The sequence below is a fragment of the Variovorax sp. GW531-E2 genome, from assembly GCF_059423125.1.
In genome coordinates, this window is sequence record NZ_JBWKXQ010000006.1 from 37,241 (window position 1) to 57,577 (window position 20,337).

The 20,337-nt window shown below is 70.9% G+C and carries 14 protein-coding genes; 5 read left to right on the plus strand and 9 right to left on the minus strand.

The features are described 5' to 3' along the window. Positions 1-10 precede the first annotated feature (10 nt). From AC07XP_RS05895 to AC07XP_RS05925, 7 genes are all read right to left on the minus strand, one after another. Positions 11-7,063, minus strand: coding sequence for an SDR family NAD(P)-dependent oxidoreductase (locus AC07XP_RS05895; protein ID WP_495264090.1), 7,053 nt, complete (start codon positions 7,061-7,063; stop codon positions 11-13). Further along, the gene (locus AC07XP_RS05900; RefSeq protein ID WP_495264166.1) at positions 7,063-12,330 is read right to left on the minus strand and encodes an amino acid adenylation domain-containing protein; all 5,268 of its coding nucleotides are present in this window, start codon (positions 12,328-12,330) and stop codon (positions 7,063-7,065) included. The genes AC07XP_RS05895 and AC07XP_RS05900 overlap by 1 nt, the downstream gene beginning before the upstream one ends. Positions 12,331-12,335: 5 nt before the next feature. After that, positions 12,336-13,037, minus strand: a complete 702-nt coding sequence (locus AC07XP_RS05905; protein WP_495264091.1) for a 4'-phosphopantetheinyl transferase family protein — start codon at positions 13,035-13,037, stop codon at positions 12,336-12,338. Then, positions 13,015-13,761 carry a thioesterase II family protein gene (locus AC07XP_RS05910; protein ID WP_495264092.1) on the minus strand — a complete coding sequence of 249 codons (747 nt, stop codon included), beginning with the start codon at positions 13,759-13,761 and terminating at the stop codon, positions 13,015-13,017. The genes AC07XP_RS05905 and AC07XP_RS05910 overlap by 23 nt, the downstream gene beginning before the upstream one ends. A 5-nt stretch (positions 13,762-13,766) precedes the next feature. Continuing rightward, positions 13,767-14,015, minus strand: a complete 249-nt coding sequence (locus AC07XP_RS05915) for an MbtH family protein (RefSeq protein WP_495264093.1) — start codon at positions 14,013-14,015, stop codon at positions 13,767-13,769. Between the two features lie 157 nt (positions 14,016-14,172). Continuing rightward, positions 14,173-14,418, minus strand: coding sequence for a FecR/PupR family sigma factor regulator (locus AC07XP_RS05920; protein ID WP_495264094.1), 246 nt, complete (start codon positions 14,416-14,418; stop codon positions 14,173-14,175). A gap of 39 nt (positions 14,419-14,457) precedes the next feature. Then, the gene (locus AC07XP_RS05925; protein WP_070062431.1) at positions 14,458-14,991 is read right to left on the minus strand and encodes a sigma-70 family RNA polymerase sigma factor; all 534 of its coding nucleotides are present in this window, start codon (positions 14,989-14,991) and stop codon (positions 14,458-14,460) included. Positions 14,992-15,166: 175 nt separating this feature from the next. Here AC07XP_RS05925 and AC07XP_RS05930 point away from each other — a divergent pair, with 175 nt between their 5' ends. The 5 genes from AC07XP_RS05930 (at position 15,167) to AC07XP_RS05950 (ending at position 18,498) form a co-directional block, all read left to right on the plus strand. Next, complete coding sequence (locus AC07XP_RS05930) at positions 15,167-16,015, plus strand: ParB N-terminal domain-containing protein (RefSeq protein WP_495264095.1); 849 nt, start codon at positions 15,167-15,169, stop codon at positions 16,013-16,015. A gap of 351 nt (positions 16,016-16,366) precedes the next feature. Beyond that, positions 16,367-17,083, plus strand: coding sequence for a hypothetical protein (locus AC07XP_RS05935; RefSeq protein ID WP_495264096.1), 717 nt, complete (start codon positions 16,367-16,369; stop codon positions 17,081-17,083). After that, positions 17,080-17,604, plus strand: coding sequence for a GTP-binding protein (locus tag AC07XP_RS05940; protein WP_139706695.1), 525 nt, complete (start codon positions 17,080-17,082; stop codon positions 17,602-17,604). Before AC07XP_RS05935 ends, AC07XP_RS05940 begins: the two co-directional genes overlap by 4 nt. A 101-nt stretch (positions 17,605-17,705) precedes the next feature. Next, positions 17,706-18,035 carry a roadblock/LC7 domain-containing protein gene (locus AC07XP_RS05945; RefSeq protein WP_235944037.1) on the plus strand — a complete coding sequence of 110 codons (330 nt, stop codon included), beginning with the start codon at positions 17,706-17,708 and terminating at the stop codon, positions 18,033-18,035. A 103-nt stretch (positions 18,036-18,138) separates the two neighbouring features. Then, positions 18,139-18,498, plus strand: coding sequence for a hypothetical protein (locus tag AC07XP_RS05950; protein WP_095746312.1), 360 nt, complete (start codon positions 18,139-18,141; stop codon positions 18,496-18,498). 55 nt (positions 18,499-18,553) lie between these two features. Here AC07XP_RS05950 and AC07XP_RS05955 read toward each other — a convergent pair whose 3' ends face one another. Continuing rightward, positions 18,554-19,795 carry a dienelactone hydrolase family protein gene (locus AC07XP_RS05955; protein ID WP_159270810.1) on the minus strand — a complete coding sequence of 414 codons (1,242 nt, stop codon included), beginning with the start codon at positions 19,793-19,795 and terminating at the stop codon, positions 18,554-18,556. A 51-nt stretch (positions 19,796-19,846) separates the two neighbouring features. Beyond that, positions 19,847-20,308, minus strand: a complete 462-nt coding sequence (locus tag AC07XP_RS05960) for a flavin reductase family protein (RefSeq protein ID WP_253252594.1) — start codon at positions 20,306-20,308, stop codon at positions 19,847-19,849. Positions 20,309-20,337 lie beyond the last annotated feature (29 nt).

Sequence of the window (20,337 nt, forward strand, 5' to 3'; positions counted from 1 at the left end):
GTCATTTCGTTCAGGCGCCTTGTTCGTCGGCCAGGCGGGACTCGGTGCCGCGCGCGCCGTCGTCAAGTGCGGCGCGGTCGAACATCGCGCCCATCGCCACCACGATCTTTCGCGGGCCTTCGAAGGGATCGCGTGCATGGGCCGCGAGCATGTTGTCGAGCATCACGACGTCGCCCTGGCGCCAGTCGAAGCGCACGGCGCAGGCCTCGTAGGCCTCGCCGACGATGGCCATGGTCTCGTCGGCGATGGGCGAGCCGTCGCCGTAGGTCACGTGGCGCGGCAGGCGCTCGACACCGCCCATGGCCAGCAGGTCTTCGCGCACCTGCGGCTCGAGGCACGCGACGTGGTGCAGCTGCACCTGGTTGAAGAACACGCGCTCGCCGGTGAGCGGGTGGCGGATCACGGCGGGGCAGCGGGTGCGCGTCTGCAGCGTGTCGCCGTCGAACCAGCGCCATTCGATGCCGGCGGTGGCCAGGCGCGCCTCGACGTCTTCGCGGCGGTCGGTCTTGTAGAAGTCCTGCCAGCTCACATCCAGGCCGGGCGTGAAGGTGCGCACGTACTGCAGCCCCTTGCGCTCGAAGCCGGCGACCACCTCGGCCGGCAGGCGGCGCAGCATCTCGCGGCAGTCGACGATGGGCGTGGCGCCGCCCACGGGCGACGGCAGCTCGCAGAAGAACCACTGCTTGCGCGGCCAGCGGTCCAGGTGCGCACTCTCGTTGTGGAACAGGATCATCTGGCGCTCGGGGTACGGCGTGGAGCGGTAGGTCTTCTTGCCGCCCTCCTTCTTGGGCAAGTCGCCGTAGCTGCCGTACAGCTCGGGCTCGATGGCCTCGGCGAAGGCCTCGAAGTCCTGCGGTGTCTTCAGGCCGAAGTCGCGGAACAGGATGCCGCCGTGCCTGGCCACCAGCATCTCGATGTAGTCGGCCTGGCCCTTGGCCCAGGCCACGGTGTCGAGCTCGGGACTGGTGGCCTGCAGCACGATGGGAAATTCGGCGCCGGGCTTCAAAAACGAGGTCTGCACGGCGGGCCGCGCGGCGGCGCGCACGGGCGCGCGGCCGGCGCCCAGGGCGTCGAGCTTTCCAAGTTTGCCGAGCTTGTCCAGTTTCGAGGCCGGGCGGACGTTGGGAGCGTTTGTCATGGCGATGGATTCCTCCGAGGGCATGGGGGCCAGCGCGTCAATCGGCTGGCCGGGTGTGGCGACGATCCGCTCCAGCAGCGCATGCCACGAAGCGGTGAAGGTTTCGACGGTCTTCCGCCGGTAGAGGCCGGTGGCGAACACCCACTCGGCGGTGAGCGCGCCGTCGTGTTCGCTGGCGAACACCGCCAGGTCGAACTTGGATTCGTTCATCTGCTGGGGCAGCACCTGGACCTCGGCGCCTTCGATGGCGAACCGGATCTCGGGTGTGTTCTGGAGCACGAAGAGCACCTGCACCAGCGGGTTGCGGTCGCGCGCACGCGGCACACCCGACAGCTCGACGATGCGGTCGAAAGGCACGTCCTGGTGGTCCATCGCGGCCAGGGTGTCGGCCTTGGTGGCGGCGAGCCATTGCGCGAAATCGGTCGTTCCCTTCGTGCGACGCGAGCGCAGCGGCACCACGTTGACGAAGAAGCCGAGCAACCCTTCGAGGTCCGGGTGGCCGCGGCCCGCGACGTCGGTGCCGATGACGATGTCGTCGGCGCCCGAGGCCTGGTGGAAGAACAGGAAGAACGACGACAGCAGCAGCGTGAACAGCGACGCGTCCGACGCCCGCGCGAGCGCGGCCAGCGATTGCGACAGCGCCGGCGACAGCGTGAGCCGCACCGAGTCGCCGGCATGCGTGGGCACAGCCGGGCGTTGGTGGTCGGGCTTGATGCCCGAGGCCTGCGGTGCGCCCGCCAGCCGCTCGCGCCAGAACGCGGCCTTCGGCGCGAAGCCGTCGGAGGCCAGCGCGCGCGCATACCAGGCGGCGTAGTCGGCGTACTGCACGGGCAGCGGTGCCAGTTCGAGCGGCTGGCCGCGCCGCGCGCGCTCGTAGAACGCGGCCAGCTCGCGTGCGAACACGGCGATCGACCAGCCGTCGAACACGATGTGGTGCACCACGAGCACCAGCACATGCTCACGCGCGGTCATGCGCACGACGGTGGCCTTGATGAGCGGGCCCTCGGCCAGTGCGAGCGGCGCACGCACGAGTTCATCGAACAGGGGGCCGTAGCGCGCGCCGTCGTCGAGTGCGATGACTGGAATGTCGAGCGGCGCGCCTGGGCGCACGACGGCCATGGGTTCGCCCTCGTCGTCCTCGGTGAACACGGTGCGCAGCACCTCGTGGCGCGCCACGATGGCGTCGATGGCGGCGCGCAGCGCGTCGATGTCGAGCTCGCCGTGCAGCGCGAGGCCGGCCGACATGTTGTAGGCCGCGCGGCCGCTGCGGTTGGCAACATCGGTGAGGCGATCGACCAGCCAGAGGCGGCGCTGCATCGGCGACAGCGGCAGCGCGCCGCCGCGCGCGACGGGCGTGATCTCCATCGCGCTGCGCTGCGGCGCGATGGCGGTCGAGGCGACACCGAGCCGCGCGGCCAGGCCGGCGATCGTCGGCGCCTTGAAGAACTCGCTCGGGTGCAGCTCGGTCGCGTAGCGCTTGCGCACGCGCGACAGCAGCTGGATGGCCACGAGCGAATCGCCGCCGAGTTCGAACAGGTTGTCATCCACGCCGATGGGCGCGATGCCCAGGCGCTCGGTCCACAGCGCGGCGAGCGCGGTCTCGACCTCGCCCTGCGGCGCGACGAACGGGGTCTGCAGCGCGGGCCTCGGGTGGGCCGCGCCCGCGGCGGCGGCCGGTGCCTCGTCGCCGAGCAGGTCGAGCATGCCGTTGTCGAGCGGGCCCAGGCGCGTGGCCAGGTCGGTGGTCGAGATCACGGTCTGCGCGCGCGCCGGGCCGTTGACGATGCGCTCGAAGACGCGCGCGCCTTCGGGGCCGTCCATGCCGATGTCGTCGGGCACGTCCATGTGCGCGGCCATGCCCAGGCCGCGCCAGGCGTCCCAGTTGACCGAGAACACCGGGAACGCGCCGAGCCGTTCGTGCGCGACGGCCACGGCGTCGAGGTAGGCGTTGGCGGCGGCGTAGTCGCTCATGCCCAGGCCGCCGGCCACGCTGGAGATGGACGAGCACAGCAGCACGAAGTCCAGCGGCTGGCCGCGCAGCGCATCGAACAGCACGCGCGTGCCGCGCACCTTGGTTGCGAACACGGTGTCGACCTGCGCGCGCGTGCGTCCGGCCATCATGCCGCCGCCTGCATCGCCGGCTGCGTGCACGACGCCGTGCAGCGGGCCGAAGCGGGCATCGGCCTGCGCGAGGGCGGCGCGCATCGCGTCGACGTCGGACACGTCGGCCGACACGGTGAGCACCTGTGCACCGAGCGCTTCGAGTTCGAGCAGTTGCTGCAGCCGCGCCTTCAGAGCGGCGGGCGTGCTGTCGGCCGCCACCAGCGCGGGCCACTCGGTGCGCGCCGGCAGCGCGGTGCGGCCCAGCAGCACCAGCCGCGCCTGCCAGTGCACGGCCAAGTGCTTCGCCAGCGCAAGGCCGACGCCGCCCAGGCCGCCGGTGACGAAGTAAACGCCCTCACGACGCAGGCGCGGTTGCTCCGCAGCGGTCAGTGTTGCGGGCTCATAGGTCTTGATCCAGCGGTGCGCACCGCGGCAAGCCACCAGCGGCTCGCCGGGCTCGGCCTGCAGCGCCACGGCCTCGGCCACGATCTGCGCGACCAGCCGGCCTTCGGCATCGCTTTCGGGCGCGGGCAGCACCACGTCGATCACGCGGCAATGCACGCGCGGGTATTCCTGGCCGATCACCTTGCCGATGCCGCGCAGCGTGGCTTTCTCGGGGCACAGCGGCTCGGTGCCGGTGACGTCTTCGAGTTGGTTGGCGACGACGGCGAGCGGCAGCGTGCGCCCGCCCGCGTCGAGCGACTGCACGAGCGCGAGCAGGCTGAAGAAGCTGCGCTCGAGCAGCTCGGCCTGCGGCTGTTGAGCGGGCAGCGCTTCGTCGAGGCTCCAGAGGTGGTAGATGCCGGCGATGGCGCCGAAGTCGGCCGCGATCTCGGCCTGCAGGCGCGCGTGGTCGTCGCGCGCGCCGGGGCGCAGCGTCCAGTGGCCGTGGGCCGTGCGCGCGAAGGCGCTGCCGCGCTCGGCCAGCACCACGGTGCGGCCCTGCGCGCGCAGCTGGCGCACGAGGTGGCCCGTGAGGCTGCGGCTGTCGCCGAGCACGAGCAGACAGCCGTCGGTCGATGCCGACGATGCGACGACCAGCGGCTCCGTGCGCTGCCAAGACGGCACATAGAACGCGTCAGCGTTGGTTCGTTGCGCCACCTTCGCAGCACTGGGCGCTTCGACCCAGTAGCGGCGGCGCTGGAACGGATACGCCGGCAGCGGCACGCGCCGACGCGCGGCGCCCGCGCGGCAGGCGGCCCAGTCGATGTCCACGCCCACCACCCACAGCTGGGCCAGCGTCTGCGCGATCTGCTGCGCGTTGCGTGCCTGCTGCTGCGGATGCGCCTGGCTGGCGAGCACGCCGGCGGCGGTGTCGGCCAGCGGATGCTGGCGCGCCAGGCCCGCCAGCGTTTCGCCGGGGCCGACTTCGAGCAGCACGCGACTCGGCACCTGCAGCAAGGTGCCCACGCCGTCGGCGTACTGCACGGTGCCGCGCAGGTGGCGCGCCCAGTAGGCGGGGCTCATGGCCTCTTCGGGCGTGATGAGCTGGCCCGTGACGTTCGAAACGAAGGGGATCGTCGGCGGCCGGCGCGGCACCGAGGCGATGAGCGCTTCGAGCGGCGCCAGCAGCGGCTCGGTCATCGCCGAGTGCGAGGCGATCGACACATGCAGCCGGCGCGGCAGGTGGCCCGCCGCGCGCAGCCGCGCCTCGGCGGCCTCGACCGCCTCGCGCGGGCCGGAGATCACGCACAGCTGCTCGGCGTTGGCGGCGGCGAGGTCGCAGCCCGGCGCCAGGAAGGGCGCGAGCGCGGATTGCGACAACGGCACGGCGGTCATCGCGCCGGGCGGCATCGACTGCAGCAGGCGTCCGCGCAGGGCCGCGACGCGCAGCGCGTCTTCGAGGCGGAACACGCCCGCCAGGCAGGCGGCGACGTACTCGCCCAGGCTGTGGCCCATCATCACCGCGGGCCGCACGCCGCGGCGCATCCACCACTGCGCCATCGCGTAAGCGACGACGAAGAGCGCGGGTTGCGCGAGCGCGATGTCGAACAGCCGCGCGTCGGCTTCGGCCTCGCCGCCGGGCGCGGGGAACAGCACGGTGCGCAGGTCGAAGCCCAGTTCGGGCTCCAGCAGCGCGCAGCAGCGGTCGATGTCGTCCCGGAAGGCCGCGTCGTCCTCGTAGAGCGCGCGGCCCATCTGGGCGTGCTGCGTGCCACCGCCGGGGAAGAGGAAGACCACCTCGGGCGCCTGCGCGGGCGCGGCGCGCACGGCCAGTCCCTCGCCCGCCGAGAGCAGCTGCACGGCCCCTTCGGCATGGTCGGCCACCACGGCACTGCGGTGCTCGAAGACACGGCGACCCGCCTGCAGGGTGTGGGCGACATCGGCGAGCGGCAACGCGGGCTGCGCGCGCAGGTGATCGGCCAGCTGCTGCGCTGCCTTGCGCGTTGCGGACGCGCTGCGGGTCGACAGTGGCAGCACCTGCCAGCCGGCCGCTTCTGTGGCCGTGACCACAGGCGGCGCCTCTTCCAGCACGACGTGCACATTGGTGCCGCCGATGCCGAAAGAGCTGACGCCCGCGCGGCGCGGCGTATCGCCCTCGGGCCACGGGAGCGCCTCGGTGTTCACGCGGAACGGGCTGTTCGCGAAATCGATCTGCGGGTTCGGTTGCTCGAAGTGCAGGCTTGGCGGCAGCGTGCGGTGGCGCAGCGCCAGCGTCGCCTTGATGAGCCCCGCCACGCCGGCTGCCGCGTCGAGGTGGCCGATGTTGGTCTTGACCGAGCCGATGGCGCAGTAGCCGCAGCGCCCGCCATCGCCGCCGTCGGCGCGGAAGGCCTGCGTGAGCGCGGCCAGCTCGATCGGGTCGCCCAGCGTGGTGCCCGTGCCGTGCGCCTCGACATAGCCGATGGTGTGCGCGGGCACATCGGCCACGAGCTGCGCCGCGCGGATCGCGCCGGTCTGGCCCTGCACGCTCGGTGCGGTGAAGCCGATCTTGTCGGCGCCGTCGTTGTTGGCGGCCGTGCCCTTGATCACGGCATGGATGGTGTCGCCATCGCGCAGCGCATCGGCCAGCCGGCGCAGCACGACGATGCCCGCGCCGCTGCCGATCACCGTGCCCGCGGCCTGGGCGTCGAAGGCGCGGCAGTGGCCGTCGGGCGAGAGGATGGCGCCGTTCTGGTAGCGGTAGCCGCCGTCCTGCAGCAGGTTGAGCCACACGCCGCCGGCCAGCGCCATGTCGCAGTCGTGGCTCAGCAGGCCCTGGCAGGCCAGGTGCACGGCCACCAGCGAGGTCGAGCATTCGGTCTGCACGCTCAGGGCCGGGCCGCGCAGGTCGAGCTTGTAGGCCACGCGCGTGCACAGCGAGCCGGCGGAGTTGCCGCTCATGAGGCCCAGCATGTCGGCGATGCCTGTGCTTGCATCCACACCGAAGGCGGGCAGCAGGTGCTTCATGAGGTAGAGGTTGGGGCCGTCGCCCGCGTAGACGCCGACGGGCGCCCCGCCCTTCGGGCCATCACGCCCCACTGGCCAGCCCGCATGGTCCATCGCCTCCCAGGCGCATTCGAGAAAGATGCGCTGCTGCGGATCGAGGTGCTCGGCCTCGCGCGGCGAGTAGCCGAAGAAGCCGGCGTCGAAGCGGTCGAAGCCGTCGAACAGCACGCCGGCCTTCACGTAGTCAGGGTCGGCCAGCGCGCGCTCGGGCACACCGCGCGCGCGCAGTTCGTCGTCGCTGAAGACGGTGACCGACTCGACGCCGTCGCGGATGTTGCGCCAGAAGGCGTCCACGTCGGGCGCGCCGGGAAAGCGGCCGGCCATGCCGACGATGGCGATCTCGAGGCCCGTGGTGTCGGGGGCAGAAAGCGGGGTGTCGTCTTGCGCGTGCATCAGAGGGTTCTTTCCGTGGGTCGGCGGCGTTGCAGCAAGGCGGCGCGCTGCTGCTGCGCGCGCTGTTTTGCCTGCGCGGCGTCGTCGGTGGCGGAAGCAGCGGCGGGGCTGCGCCCCTTCTGCTCGATGTGACGGGCGAGTGCGCCGACGGTCGGGTACTTGAAGAGGTCGACCACCGCGAGCCCCGGCTGCAGGCGGTCTTCCACCAGCCGGTGCATGCGGATCACGAGCAGCGAGTTGCCGCCGAGGTCGAAGAAGTTGTCGTGCAGGCCGACCTGCGCGACCTTGAGCAGCTCGGCCCAGATCGCGGCCAGCTTCTGCGCGACGTCACCGTGGGGGGCTTCGTAGCCTGGCGTGCCGGCGGCCGCCGGTGCGGGCAGCGCGCGGCGGTCGACCTTGCCATTGGCGCCGAGCGGGAAGCTGTCGAGCACCATCAGCGCCGAAGGCACCATGTAGTCGGGCAGCGCCTGCGCCAGCTGCGTCTTGAGCGTGGTCGCGTCGAACGATGCGCCTGCAGCGGGTGCGACGTAGGCCACGAGCGACGGGCCCGCTGCGCCCTCGTGCAGGCACACCAGCGCCTCACGCACGCCGGGCTGCTCGCGCAAGCGCGCCTCGACCTCGCCAAGTTCGATGCGGAAGCCCCGCACCTTCACCTGGTGGTCGAGCCGCTCGAGGTACTCGAGCTGGCCGTCGGCACGCCAGCGCACGAGGTCACCGGTGCGGTACAGGCGACCGCCGGCCCCGTCGAAGGGATCAGCGACGAAACGCTCGGCCGTCAGCGCTGCGCGCCCGAGGTAGCCCCGCGCGAGGCCGTCGCCGCCGAGGTACAGCTCGCCGGGCACGCCCCGCGGGACGGGCTGCAGGTCGGCGTCGAGCACATGGGCGGTGCGGCGGCCGACCGGGCGGCCGATGGGGGCGTAGCCCTGCACGATGGCCTCGGCGTCGGCGGACCACAGGGTCGGCGTGATCACGGCCTCGGTCGGGCCGTAGGCGTTCACGATGCGTGCAGGGTGCAGCACGCGGCGGACCAGCGCGAGGTCTTCGCCGGTCCAGGCCTCGCCGCCGAAGAGCGCGAGGCGCACGGCGTGGTGGAACGGCGGCTGGTCCTGCAGCAGCTGGCGCGCGTAGGCCGGCGGCAGGTCGACCACGCTGACGCGGTGGCGTTGAAGCAAGGCGTCGAGTTCGCTGGCGAGCGAGCACCACTGCGGCTGCAGCACCAGCGCAGCGCCGGTGGTCAGCGGCAGCAGGCACTGCTCGATGGCGGCGTCGACGTGCGGCAGCGCGAACTGCAGCGAACGATCGCTCGCCGTGAAGCCGCAGGTGTCGGCCATGGCCTGCAGGTGCATCGACAGCGCGCCGTGCGCGACCGCCACGCCCTTGGGGCGACCGGTGGTGCCGGAGGTGTGGATCACATAGGCCAGGTGGTGGTCGTGCAGCGTGACTTGCGGGGTCTCGTCCGGTTCGTCGTCGAGCGATGCGTCATCGACTGCGAGGCGCGCGACGGTTCCGTTCACTGAGCTGTGGCTGCCGGCCAGCAGCAGCGCTGCGCCGCTGTCGGCCAGCAACTCCGACAGCCGCTGCGGCGGGTGCGATGGGTCCATCGGCAGGTAGGTGCCGCCGGCTTTCAGCACGGCGAGCAGGCTGACTACGCGGTCGATTGGGGCATCGACGGCCACGGCGACTGGCGTATCGGGCCGCACGCCCTGGCGCAGCAGGCTGTGCGCGAGCCGGTTCGCGCGGCGGTCGAGGGCGGCGTAGGAAAGTTCGGTGTCGCCGGCTATCAGCGCGATGGCATCGGGTGCGCGGCGGACGTGCGCCTCGAACAGGCGATGCGCGGGTGTCGCGGCGGATGCGGGCGATGGGCCCGTGCCCCAGGTGTGCAGTTGCGCCTGCTCTTCGGCAGCGAGCCACGGCGCATCGCCGATGGCGCGGGCCGGGTCGGCCGTCAGCGCGTCGAGCAGCGCGCGATAGTGCGCGGCCATGCGCGCGACGGTCTCCTCGTCGAACAGCTCGGCCGCCGCGGTGAAGACGGCGCGCACCTGGCCGTCTGCGCGCTCGCGGATGTCGAGCGCGAGTTCGCACTGCGCGGCGCTGTCGTCCATGCGGTACTCCTCGACCGCCAGGCCCGGCAGGCCGCGCAGCACGGCCGTGTCTTCGCGCAGCAGGTTGAACATCACCTGGAACAGCGGGTTGTGGCTCAGGCTGCGCTGCGGCTGCAGGGCGTCCACGAGCTGTTCGAACGGCAGGTCCTGGTGGGCCTGCGCGCCGAGCGCGGCCTCGCGGGTCTGCGCGAGCAGTTGCGCGAACGGGGCGCGGCCGCTCAGCGTGGCGCGCAGCACCTGCGTGTTGACGAAGAAGCCGATGAGGCCCGTGGTCTCGGGGCGGTGGCGGTTGGCGACCGGCACGCCCACGCGCACATCGGGCTGGCCCGTGTAGCGATGCAGCAGCGCCTGGAAACCCGCGAGCAGCACCATGAACAACGTGGCGCCATGCGCCTGCGCGGTGGCATGCAGGCGGGCGACGAGGGCCGCGTCGAGGTCGAAAGCGTGCGAGGCCGCGCGGTAGTTGGCGACCGCGTGGCGGGGACGGTCCGTGGGCAGGGCCAGCACGGGATGGTCGCTGCCGAGCTGGGTGCGCCAGTAGGCCAACTGGCGTTCAGCCTCGCCGGCGGCGAGCCAGTCGCGCTGCCACGCGGCGTAGTCGGCGTACTGGATCGCCGGTGCGGCGAGCGGCGGCGTCTCGCCCTTCGCGTGCGCCGCATAGGCCACGCCGAACTCGTCGAGCAACACCTGCAGCGAGGCACCGTCAGACACGATGTGGTGCGTGACGATCGCGAGGATGTGGTGCGCTTCGCCGAGCTGGAGCCAGGCGGCGCGCAGCACGGGGCCGGCCAGGAGGTCGAAGGGCTCGGCCTGCAACGCGCGCGCCTGTGCGGCGGCGGCGCCTTCACGGTCGCCGTCCGGCAGCGCGCGCAGATCGATGTGGGCGAGCGCCAGCGGCGCCGTCGGCAGCACCTGCTGGCCGACCGTGCCGTCGGCCGCGGTACGGAACACGGTGCGCAGGCTTTCGTGGCGCGCGAGCAGGCCTTCGAGCGCCGCCTTCAGTGCGTCGGCATCCAGCACGCCCGACAGGCGCAGCGCCACGCCCACGTGGTAGGCGCTGTTCTGCGGATCGAGCTGCCACAGAAACCACTGGCGCGCCTGCGCATGCGACAGCGCGAGCAGCCCCGTGCGGCGCTCGGCCGGCAGGGCCAGGATCGGCTGGTGCGCGCGGCGCTGGCCGAGCGCGAGCACGCGCCGCAGTTCGCGCGCGAGGTCGCCCAGGCGCGGCTGTTCGAACAGCGCACGCAATGGAAAGTCGATGTCCCAGCGCTCGCCGATGCGCGCGGCCACCTGCGTGGCGGCGAGCGAGTTGCCGCCGTGGGTGAAGAAGTGCGCGTCGCGCGCCAGCGGCCGTTCGACGGGGCGGCGCAGCACCTCGTGCCAGACCGTGGCCAGGGCCTGCTCGACGTCGTCGAGCGCGGCTTCGGCTGTGTCGACTGCGGGGGCGCTGCCACCCAGCACGAACGCACCGTGGGCGTAGATCGCATAGGCGTCCGCCGTGCGATCGATCCAGCCCTGGCGGCAGGCGCCGCGCTGCAGCTTGCCGCTCGTGGTCTTGGGCATGCCGCCGGGGTTAAGCAGCATCACGACCGACAGCGGCTCGCCGCACTGCTCGCTCACGGCCGCGCTCAGCGCCTCGACCAGCACCTCGGGCCGCACCAGCTTCTGGATGCTGCGCGACACCTCGGCCGCGAGGCCGATGCCCTCGCCTTCCGGTCCCTCGACCGCGAAGGCCGCGACGCGGCCCTTGCGCACGGCCTCGACCTCGCGCTCCACTTCGCGCTCGATGTCCTGCGGGTACAGGTTGTGGCCGCGCACGATGATCATGTCCTTGATGCGGCCGGCCACGTAGAGCTGGCCGTCGTGCACGAAGCCCAGGTCACCGGTGCGCAGCCAGCGCGTGTCGTCCTGCACGACGAAGGTCTGCTGCGACACCTCGGGCTTGTTCCAGTAGCCGCTGCCCAGGCTCGGGCCCGAGGCCCAGATTTCGCCGACGGCGCCCTCGGCGCACACGCTCAGCGTGGCCGTGTCGACGATGCGTACCGCGTGGTGCGTCACGCTGCGGCCGCAGCCCACGAGCATCGCGCCGCCCTCCTCGCGCACCACGGCACCTTGCGCCAGGCGCGCCTTGTCGAAGGCGTGCGCGACCATGCCGGCGCCGCGGTGCCCGCCCGTGACGAAGAGCGTCGATTCGGCGAGGCCGTAGCAGGGGTAAACCGCTTCGGCCGGAAAGCCTGCGGGCGCGAAGCGTTGTTGGAACGACCGCAGGGTGTTGGCGCGCACCGGCTCGGCGCCGGAGAACGCGAGGCGCCACGACGACAGGTCGAGCCTTTGCAACTGCGCGTCGGACACGCGGTCCAGGCACAGGCGGTAGGCGAAATCGGGCCCGCCGCTGACGGTGGCGCGCAGCCGCGACACGGCTTCGAGCCAGCGCACGGGGCGCTCGAGGAAGTAGCGCGGAGACATCAGCGCCACGACGGCGCCGCGATGCATCGGCTGCAGCAGCCCTCCGATGAGGCCCATGTCGTGGTTCAGCGGCAGCCAGGTGACGAAGGTGTCGCTCGTGCAGACTGAAAGGCCCTCTTCGATCGCGCGCATGTTCGCCATCAGGTTGGCGTGCGTGACCATGACGCCCTTGGGCGCCGAGGTGGAGCCGGAGGTGTACTGCAGGAAGGCGATGTCGGTGGCGGCCGGCGTGTGCGGGCGCCATGCGTCGGCACCGGCGGCGTCGATCTCATCGACGGCGATGAGCACGGCCTGCGCAAAGGCAGCGTCCACGCCCGCCATCGCATCGCGGATGGCGGCGTGGGTCAGCACGCAGCAGGCGCCCGCGTCGGCGGCGATGCCCTCGAGCTTGCCCAGGTGGCGCTTGCGCGTGGACTCGGGCGGGAACACCGGCACGGCGACGAGGCCCGCATAGAGGCAGGCGAAGAAGCTGACAACGTAGTCGTCGCTGTTGTCCAGCATGATGAGTGCGCGGCCGCCGGGCGCGAAGGCCTGCTGCAGGTGCGCCGCGAGACCGCGCACGCGCGCGTCGAGGGCGCGGTAGCTGATGGGCGTGTCGAGTGCGGTGCCGTCGCGGTCGGTGATGGCGATCAAGGCGATGTCGTCGGGGCGCTGCGCGGCGAGGCCACGCAGATGGGTCACGAAGTCCACGGGATGCATCGGGTTCACAGGGGTTGTTCCTTGGTGTGCCAGGCCAGCGCGGCGGCATAGCCCGGCGGCGCGGACAGCGCCATCGCTTCAATGCCAGCCCACGCGGGCACGGCGCAGTCGACGGCAAGCGCGCCGTGGGCGTCGGGGTGGATGCCGACGCTTTGCAGGTGCTCGGCCATGCCGACGCCGGCGGCTTTCAACACAGCTTCCTTGCCGACCCAGCGTCGGTAGAAGGCGTGTGGCAGGTCGGCGTCGCTGCGGATCTCGCGCTGTTCGCGCGCAGTGAAGGCCATGGCGAGCAGCGCATCGGCGTCGGCCATGAGGTCGCGCGCGCAGGCTTCGATGTCGACGCCCACGCAGCGCATGCGCACCGGATCGGCCAGCGCGATGAGCGCGTGGTCGCCGGCGTGCGAGATGTTGAAGAGGGGCGCGGCGCTGTCGCTGCCGGCTTCGACGAAGGGCCTGCCGTGTGCGTCGGCACGCAGCGGCACCTCCGCCGGACGGCAGGCGAGGCGCTGCGCGATCAGGCGGCGCACGGCGGCGCGGGTGTGGGCGAAGCGCACGCGGTCGGCGCGGCGGGCGAAGCGATTGGCGCGGGCGCGTTCGTCGGGCGTGAGGTCGACCCAGGCATCGCCGTCCTCCGCCGCGAGGTCCAGGTCCAGGCGGTGCAACGCGATGCCCGGCGGCAAGGGGTCATGCCAGGGCACGAGCCGCATCGACGCCTCCTGCCGCCATCACCGCCGGCGCGAGGTGCCGCGCCAGCGCGGCCAGCACGGGGGCCTCGTACTGGCGGATGAAGAAGTGGCCGCCCTCGAACCCCTCGAGCGTGAAGCGTGCATGCGCGGTCTCGGCGGCCCAGGCCTGCATGCGCCACGGCGCGATGTCGTCCTGGCGGCCGGCCAGCACATGCAGCGGCACGGGCAGCGGCGCAGGGTCGGCGTGCACGAAGCTGCGGCACAGGCGGTAGTCGGCGCCGAGGGTGTCGAGCGTCATGCGCAGCAGCTCGGGGCTGTCGAAGAGTTCGTCGGGCGTGCCACCCTGCTTGCGCAGGTCGGCGATGAGGGCCGCGTCGTCGGTGATGTCGAGAAAGCGGTCGGGGTCGCGCTGCGACGGTGCCGCGCTGCCGGAGACGATCAGCGCGCCCGGCAGCGGGCGGTGCTGTTGCCGCTGGTGCTGCGCCATGCCCCAGGCCAGCAACGCGCCCATGCTGTGGCCGAAGAGCGCGTAGCGACCGCGCAGCACGCCTTCATGCTCGGCGCACAGCTGCGCGACCATGCGGCCGAAGTCGTCGACGAAGCGCTCGCCCAGGCGCCCGCCGCGGCCCGGCAGCTCGACCGGCACGACCTCGATCCAGCGCGGCAGCGCACGCCGCCAGCGCAGGTACATGGTGGCGCTGGCGCCCGCGCAGGGCAGGCACAGCAGGGGCAGCGAGGCCTGCATGTGCGTCAGGCGGAGGTGGAGGCGTTGTCGGTTGGCTGCTGCGCGGCCATCCAGTCGCGCAGCGACTTCGGACGCATGTCGGTCCACTGGGCTTCGACGTAGTCGAGCACGGTCTTCTTGTCGCCCTTGACGCCGTCGACGGCGCGCCAGCCGCCGGGCACGGCCTTCCAGTGCGGCCAGATGGAGTACTGCGCTTCGTGGTTGACGAGCACGATGAAGGTCTCGTCCTCGCGATCGAAACAGCTGGTAGACATGGGCGGTCCTCTTGGTAAGTGCAATGACGGGCAGGGTTTGCCCTTGCGATACAAGACGCGCCGCGAGGCTGGGTGTTTAGTCCCGCATGCGTGAAAGCCGCGCACGGCTGCGCCGCGGCGGGGCCGCAGTTGGAACTGCGAGAAAAGAGCGTGCGGGTTAGCGGGCCGCGTCTTCGGCGTCCGGCGAAGGGACGTCGTGCGCGGACGGCACCAGGCCGACGAGCAGCCAGAGGCGGGCCGCCTCGGCGTAGGTCTGGCGATGGGCGGGATCGGCGGCGAGCCATTGCGCGAGCTCGGCGCTCGCGGCGGCGTCGAGCGCGCCCTCGCCGGCGTGCTGGCGGCGAACCCACGCCCAGGCGGTCTGCCAGGTGGGGTCGCTTTGCGTGTCGTTGGGGCTGCTCATCGGCGGCCATCGTAGCGCCGATGCGGTGCGTCGGAAAACTCAGGCGGCTTGCACGAGGTAGCGGCAGCTTTCGAGTGCGGCGTCGGCGTCCTTGATCATGAAGTTCACGAGCGTGGCGGAGCAGCCCAGGCGCGTGGCGATCTCGCGCTGGGTCAGGCCACTCAGGCGGTTGAGTTCGAACGCGAGGCGGGTGCGTGGCGGCAGCGCTTCGAGCACGCGGTCGATGGCCACCAGCGCCTGCCGGCCGCCGAGCACGCGGTCGGGCGCGTCGTTGCTGCTGGGCGGGCTCACGAGCTCGACGTCGTCGCAGTAGGTGCGGTAGCTGGCCTCCACGGAATGGTGGCGGTGGTAGTCGACCGCCACGTTGCGCACCACCTGGCAGCAGTAACCGAGCGGCTTGCGGACATCGCGCACCGAAGCGCCGTCGGCGAGCTTCAGGTAGGCGTCCTGCAGCACTTCGTCTGCGAGGTCAGCGGTGCGGACGATCTTTTGCGCGACGCGCTGGAGCTGGGCACGGTTCGCGATGAAGACCTCCCCCAGCGTGGGCGCGGACGGGGAAAGCGACAGATCCATGGGTACTCCTGAAGTGTTCAAGGGCAAAGATGCAAATAAGAACTATTACCATTTGATGACGCAGGAAGGCCCTGTTTTTCCCGGTGACGCCTTCTCGTCTCTCTCCCTGTCTAGACGTTCGAGCGGCCGAAACCGAGACACCTAAAATTCCGCCCCTTACATCGCACCCGTACCCATGAACATCGTCGTCAACGAAGAACTCAAAGCCTATATCGATCCCTTGACGCCGGAGGAGTACGAAGCCCTCGAACGCAGCATCCTCACCGAAGGCTGCCGCGACGCGCTGGTGCTGTGGGGCGACGTGCTGGTGGATGGCCACAACCGCTATGGCATCTGCCAGAAGCACGGCCTGCCCTTCCAGACCGTGCAGAACACGCGCTTCAAGACGCTGCAGGACGTGCACCTGTGGATGATCGACCAGCACCTGGGCCGCCGCAGCATCTCGGACTACCTGCGCGGCGTGCTGGCGCTGCGCAAGAAGGACATCGTGGACGAGCGCCGCGCCCGCAGCACCGCCACCACGCCGACCACCCCGACCACGGCGGACGACCCGCCCTTCGACGTCGACGACGCGCCCGCTCCGACCTCCACTCCCGCTTCCGACGAAGCCCTGCCGCCGCCCGTGCCGCTGAACAGCCGCGAGGCCATCGCCCGCGCCGCGCGCCTGAGCAGCAGCCAGGTCGTGATGATCGAGAAGATCCAGAAGCAGGCTGCGCCCGAACTGGTGGCGGCCGTGAAGTCGGGCGTGATCTCGATCAACACGGCCGCGGCCGTCGCCTCGCTGCCCGCCGAGGAGCAGGTGTCGGCCGCCAACGCCGGCAAGGACGAGCTGAAGCAGGCCGCCAAGCGCGTGCGCGAGGCCAAGCGCAAGCCGCGCGAGGCCGCGCCCGAAACCGAAGAAGGCGCCGAACCGGCGGCGCTCGACGCCGTGCAGCAACTGCAACAGCGCGTGGCCGAACTCACGGCCGAGAACGCCGACCTGCGCCGGCAAGTGGCCGAGCTGCAGGCGCAACTGGCGCACTGACGCCCCGGCGGGCGCCCTTCTCCCCGCCCGCCGCTTTCCCCGCGCCTCCCTGAAACCTCGCGCGCCGCGCTGCGGCACGCGAGGCTTTGTCGCGTCCGCGACCCACTGAAAACAGTTGTTCGTAATCTTGTGTTTTTATTTGCAACAAGTGTTATATTTTTGACGCCACCTCCAAACAAACACTTTAGTTCTCCCAGCCAGCGTTGCGATCGGCGTCTCCGTCCAACTTCTTACAGTGAGTGCTTAAGTTGCAAAAAGAACGGCGATGCCGCCTCCAATCGGTGTTTTCGATGCGGTTGAACGCAACATCCCACAGCGGCCGGCCGATCGGCACGGTGGTGCGGAGGCTGCATGACGGCCGTTAACACCGTTCCCAAAAGTCAACGCGCCCTGCTGAGCTACAGCGTCGAAGGGCTGCCGCACCGCGAAGAAGTGCTGCTCAAGTCGCTGATCCGGCTGCTCGACCACCGCACGCACCAGAACTGGTCGTGGAAGGCCGAACAGGCCGACCTGCGGGTCGTCGGCGAACAGGTCGCCCTCGCCGCCGCCTCGCCCCAACCGGCGGTGCCCACGCTGACCGTCGCCCATGCCGACCCGCAACGCGGCCCTTTCCTGGCCCTGCCGCTGCACACCGATGCGCTGGAAGTGGTGCTCAACCGCCTCGGCGCGATGGTCGTCCACGCCCGCGGCCTGGGGCTGGCTACGACCGAGGTGCCGATCGGCGAACACGAAGAATTCCGCATGCTGCGCTGGCCGCCCGCGGCCGTGCTCGAGGCGCCGATCCGCCTGCGGCTGGCCACGCTGATGTCCAACCGGCCGGCGTCGGTGCTGTCGCTGCAGCAGCGCTCGCCCGCCACGCGCCAGGAGTGCGCGGATTTCCTGGCCGACCTGCAGCGCGCCGGCCTGCTCGAACGCGCCGCGCCCCCCGGCGCGCTGGTGGCGGCCTCGGCCCCCGACAGCGTCTTTCCCGACAGCCGCTTTCCGGCGCCGGCGCGCGACACCGTGCAGCCCGGCCTGCTCGCACGCATCAGGAACCGACTCGGCTTGCTGCCGTCAGGCCCTCAATGACCGTAGAACACAAGATCCTCTTCACCGGCACCATGGGCGCCGGCAAAACCACGGCCATCGCCGGCGTGAGCGAGATCCCGCCCGTGAGCACCGACGTGCGCAACAGCGACACCTCGGTGGCCAAGGCCACCACCACGGTCGGCCTGGACTACGGCGAACTCACGCTCGACAACGGCGAGAAGCTGCGCCTGTACGGCACGCCCGGCCAGATGCGCTTCGACTTCATGTGGCGCATCCTGGGGCGCGGCGCGCTCGGCGTGGTGATCCTGGTGGACAACAGCCGCCCCGATCCGCTGGCCGACCTGGACATCTACCTGGACGGCTTCGCCGAGCTCATCGCGCAGACCGCCTGCGTGGTGGCCGTGGGCCGCATGGAAGCGCACCCGAGCCCCGGCATCGACGCCTACGCCCGGCGCATGGAGGCCAAGGGCGTCGTGTGCCCGGTGCTGCCGGCCAACGTCACCGATGCGCAGCAGGTCGTGCAGCTGCTGGAACTGCTCCTGCTCCAGCTCGAGGTCTGAACGCAGGACGCCCCTCTTTTTCTCCTTTTCCTTCCATTCAGGCAGCAATGAACATCACTCCAAGAATCAGGCTTGCAGCGGAATCGGCCATCGACACCCTGATGCGGGAAATCAAGGGCGTGAAGGCCGTGGTGATCTCGACCGAAGACGGCCTGGAGCTGGCCGCGCGCGTCGAGAACACCGCGCAGGTCGCACGCCTGTCGGCCATCGCCAGTTCGCTGGCCGCGCTGGGCGCCGTGGCCGGCGAGGAAAGCCAGCTGGGCCATTGCGACAACGTGGCGATCGAGGCCACGCACGGCCACATCCTCATGCTGCAGGCGCGGCACCCCGAGATGACGCTGATCGTGAGCGTGGTCACCAGCCGCGAAGCCATCATCGGCCAGGTCCTGTACTTCGCGAAACAGGCGACGCAGCTGCTGCAGCACGCCTGACGCCGGGCATCGGCGCACCACACCCATTCGACACCGGCAGCCACCCATCCCCTTCGCCCGGGTGGCCGCCGACTTTCAGGGGCGAGGACTAGGAAAGATTTCGATGGCAAATATCAAGCAATCCATGGACGACCTGATGACCTGCGACGGCGCCCTGTGCGCGGCGCTGGTCGACTCGAGCAGCGGCATGATCCTGGGCCAGATCGGCTCGGGCGTCGATCTCGAGGTGGCCGCCGCCGGCAACACCGAAGTGGTCCGCGCCAAGCTGCGCACCATGCGCGACCTCGGCCTGAACGACAGCATCGAAGACATGCTGATCACGCTCGGCAAGCAGTACCACATCATCCGCCCGATGCAGAAGAAGGAAGGCCTGTTCGTCTACCTGGTGCTGGACAAGACCAAGTCGAACCTGGCCATGGCGCGCCGCAAGACGCTCGACGTCGAACAAGGCATGACGGTCTGAGCAGCCCGCCGCGTCCCGCGTGGCAGTTTCGCCGCGCGGACGCCTCAGGTTCGCATCAAGCGCGTGTCAGCAACGTGTTCGACGGCAGCGTCTCGTCGAGCAGCTTGCGCGCCGTTTCCACGCCCGCCACCGGCAGCAGCGCCGCGTCGAGCAGGCCCACCTGCACCAGCACGCTCGCCTGGTCCCAGTAGATGTGCTCGTGGTAGAGCTTGTCGCCGCGGAACTTGATGACCGCGAGCAGCGGGATCTCCACGCGCTTTCCGGTGGGCGCCACGCCCGGCAGCATCCACGGAATCTCGGTGGTGTGGGTGAAACAGAACAGCATCTCGTCGACCACCTGCGTCGCGCCCACGGTGCGCGAGATCGGCACCAGCGAGGTGTCGGGCGGGTTGCTGTTGACGAAGTGGTTCGTATAGAACGCGTGCAGGTTCTTGTAGCCCACGCCGCCGGTCATGGTCGGGATGTGGTTGACGTAGGGCTCAGCCACCATGGTGCCCATGGTGTCGTCGACGTTGCGGGTGCCGAACTCGTACTCGCAGTGCTTGTCCCACAGCGCGGCCAGGTCGTAGTTGGGGCCGATCGCCGACTTCAGCGCGGCCACGCTGCGCTCGTGCGCCATGAGCGCCGAGGCACGGTGGAAGTGCTCGCCGCCCACGCGCGCAAAGGCGTGGTCGACGCCGGGGTACACGTGCACCTCGACGTTCGGCCGGCCGCGCAGCGTCTGCACGATGCGGTCGCGCGCCTCGGGCGGGCAGAAACCGTCGAGCTCCGCCACGTGCAGCGCCAGCTTGCAGCGGATGCGGTCGGCCTCGTCGAGCGCGGCGTCGATGCCCACGCCGTAGTAGCCCACGGCCACATCCGCATCGGTGCGGCAGGCCGCGAGGTAGGCAAGCTTGCCGCCCAGGCAGAAGCCGAGCACGCCGACCTTGCCGCCGGGCACTTCGGGGCGCTGGCGCAGCGCGGTGATGGCGGCCTGCATGTCCTGCATGCCGAGCGCTTCGTCGAAGCCCTGGTACAGCGCGAAGGCGCGCTGCCAGTCGTCGGGCGTGTAGCCCAGCTGCACATCGGGCTCCTGGCGCCAGAACAGGTCGGGCACGAGCACCACGTAGCCTTCCTCGGCGTAGTAGTCGGCCACGTCACGCATGGTCTTGTTGACGCCGAAGATTTCCTGCGCAAGCACCAGGCCCGGGCCGGTGCCGCCGCGCGGCAGGGCCAGGTAGGCGCCGAAGCTGCCGCTGCCGTCGGCGGCCTGGATGCGGATGTCTTGCGACGAAGAGGTGGATGCCTTGTTCTGCATGGGTGTGTGACTCCGTTCAATGCTGAAAGGTGGACGTGGGGAACCAGGGGCTCACTGTACGCATTCCGGATGGCGCGTCGTGACCTGGTAGTAGCCCGAGTGAAAAACCAGCGGCTCGCCGTCGAAGCGTTCGTAGCCCTCGACCTCGCCAATGAAGATCAGGTGGTCGCCGCCGTCGTACTGCCGCACGTTGCGGCACACGAAGCGCGCGAGCACGCCGTTGAGCAGCGGCACGCCGGCCGTGCCCTCGCAGCAGTCGACGCCGCCGAACTTGTCGGCCTGCGGTGTCGAGAACTGGCGCGACAGGTGGTGCTGCGGCGCGGCCAGCACGTTGATCGCGAAGTGGCTCGCGCCGGTGAAATCGGCCACGCTGGGCGCCTGCCGCGCCAGGCTCCACAGCACCAGCGGCGGATCGAGCGACACCGACGAGAACGAGTTGGCCGTCATGCCGACGCGGCGCCCGTCGAGCGCGCGCGTGGTGATGACGGTGACGCCGGTGCTGAACTGGCCCAGCGCCTTGCGGAAGTCGCGCCGGTCGAAGC